The organism is uncultured Candidatus Kuenenia sp., from assembly GCF_900696675.1.
GTDB classification, from domain to species: Bacteria; Planctomycetota; Brocadiia; order Brocadiales; family Brocadiaceae; genus Kuenenia; species Kuenenia stuttgartiensis_A.
The window spans coordinates 1-2,240 of the sequence record NZ_CAADGZ010000236.1 but is presented as its reverse complement, the minus strand read 5'-3'; the positions used below and the strand labels follow the sequence as shown (position 1 = coordinate 2,240).

The window sequence follows — 2,240 nt, the reverse complement described above, 5'->3', positions numbered from 1 at the left end:
ATTTTGTATGCCTTTGCGTTCGGCATCCTACTTATTGTATGGTATTAATCAAGGATTTTTCAAAGCATAAATCCTTTTAAATAGAGGGAATTAAGGTTGTTTTGCATATTATTTTAACAAAGTAATGTGATAAGGATGGTAGCATTTTAGTTTTTTGAAAAATCCCAACAATCGCAATTTAGGGGTGAAGCATTTGTTGTAAATTGTCATAAATGCGTTCATACTCAAACGGGTAAATGCTTCGCCCCTACTTTTTCAAAAAACTAAAGTGTTACTAAGAAAGGTATTTTATAAAATGGCGCTTTTAACAATTGAAAGGGAAAAAGAGATGTTGTTTCTTTTGAAGGTTGAAGTAAAACAAATGCCGCAAATGCCGGTAAAGGATTTTCTGGGGTATGTGATAAAAGAGTGGGAGTATTTTTCACGGTATCAGAGGCGAGGAAAGATTGTGGCAGGCGGAAAACTTTCAGGCAGGAGAGGCGCCGCAGCGATTATCGATGCCGAATCGAATGAAGAAGTGGAAGAGATTGTAGCAAAGTTGCCACTCTTCCCTTTTTTTACAGAGATAGAAATTACGCCACTCGTACCAATGGAAAAAGCATTACAAGACACCAGGAGAATTCATTCCCTTATGAAATAGGGGCCGATGATTTTCAGCCCCCACTATAATTAAATTACCGCTGAATTTCTAAAAACTTGACCGTTCTGCTGTACGGTCGGCAGTCGGCAAATTGCAAATTGCCGACTGCCGACTGTGTACTGTGGAAGTTGTTATAAAAACCTCAACTTATTAGTAAGTTCCAATATTTGCCTTCCTGATGATTGTGCCATTCTTAACCGCCCTCCGAAAACGCAGCAAGCGATATACTGAAGAAGCGTATTTTACCGTTTCATATTTTGACGGAAAGAATGGTTTGTGTTGGTTGTAGCAAGTTACAGATGTGATTGACGAATGGATAGAAATGAGAAAAAATGAAAAATTAAAAAATGTAGTGGCAATACCGGTTTTCAATGAAAGTGATGTTTATGACATTATTCAAAGGGTAAAAAAGGTCGGCGTGGAGGTACTGGTGCTGGACGATGGATCTACCAATGATATTGGTAGTAGTTTAAAGGACATACAGAGCATATATGTCATTAGACATAAATGGAATTTAGGTTATGGGCAAACTATTATCGATGCGTTCAATTTTGCAATAAATAATGATTATGATTACCTGGTGACCATAGATGCTGACGGACAGCATGAACCTGAAGAAATCCCGCAGTTTTTAAGCAAAATGCCCTTTCGCGAGTATGATATACTTTCAGGATCCAGATATCTTCTTCCGGTCAATAGCCTTCAGGAAGTGCCTGATGATCGCTATCGCATTAACATGGCAGTTACACAGATGTTAAATGATATTACCGGATTTCAACTTACTGATGCTTTTTGTGGTTTTAAGGCATATAAGGTGGAAAAATTAAAGAATTTAATCCTGACGGAACCAGGCTATGGCATGCCGGTACAGTTATGGATACAGGCATGGAAGGCTGGGCTGGAAGTAAGGGAACTGCCGGTTAAACTTATCTACAAAGACCTTACGAAACGGTTCCATGGCAATTTAGCAAATGCTGAAACAAGATTAGAGTATTATAAAAAAATTATAGAAACAGAACTTGACGGGAAAAGAGAACGGGAAAAAGCAGAAAATTTTTCTAACATATGAAAGGGTAAAATTTAGAATTTGACTGCCGACTGCCTATTTTCGATATTGGACTCCATATAAAAAATATTAAAAACAATCTAGCGCTTATTAGTTTAGAGGAAGGTGTTGAACTATTACAAAACCTGTTTTGGGCGTCATACTCATATTTAGTACATCGTTTCGTTAAAATGTGTACGTAAAAAAATGTCATTGCGAGGAGTGGAGCGACGAAGCAATCTCTTGTTTCCAAAAAAACTCAAGATTGTTTCGCTGTCGCTCGCAATGACGGTATCAATGTAGATATTTTAATGAAACGTTATAGCTGGTAGGCTGGAGGCCATTAGCCTCCAACCCCCACTCGTCGCCAGATACTTTGGACAACGTGACAAAGCATCCTTTTTAAACCATACGTCTTTCTCGTAGTTAGCGACCCCGACGTGTTGCTCTATAACAGAGAAAAGTCAAACATCATGCTTTAGCACACGCCTTAAGAAATTCTCTTTCGAATGAGAGTAACCCCATTTTAAAGAATCGGTGAACAGGGAAACGCTT

2 protein-coding genes are annotated in these 2,240 nt (G+C 38.4%); both read left to right on the top strand.

The window, feature by feature from the left end; translation table 11 throughout:
• The first annotated feature begins 295 nt into the window (after window positions 1-295).
• A complete protein-coding gene (locus QZT26_RS17275) occupies window positions 296-640 on the top strand; it encodes a muconolactone Delta-isomerase family protein (protein WP_099323537.1) in 345 nt (114 codons plus the stop codon).
• Window positions 641-941: 301 nt separating this feature from the next.
• Window positions 942-1,709 (top strand): glycosyltransferase family 2 protein, encoded by a 768-nt coding sequence (locus QZT26_RS17270; protein WP_099323536.1) that lies wholly within the window; start codon window positions 942-944, stop codon window positions 1,707-1,709.
• Window positions 1,710-2,240: the final 531 nt, after the last annotated feature.

Coding starts and splice junctions, on each gene's coding strand:
- QZT26_RS17275 (WP_099323537.1), top strand. CDS start 296: ATGGCGCTTTTAACAATTGAAAGGGAAAAAGAGATGTTGTTTCTTTTG.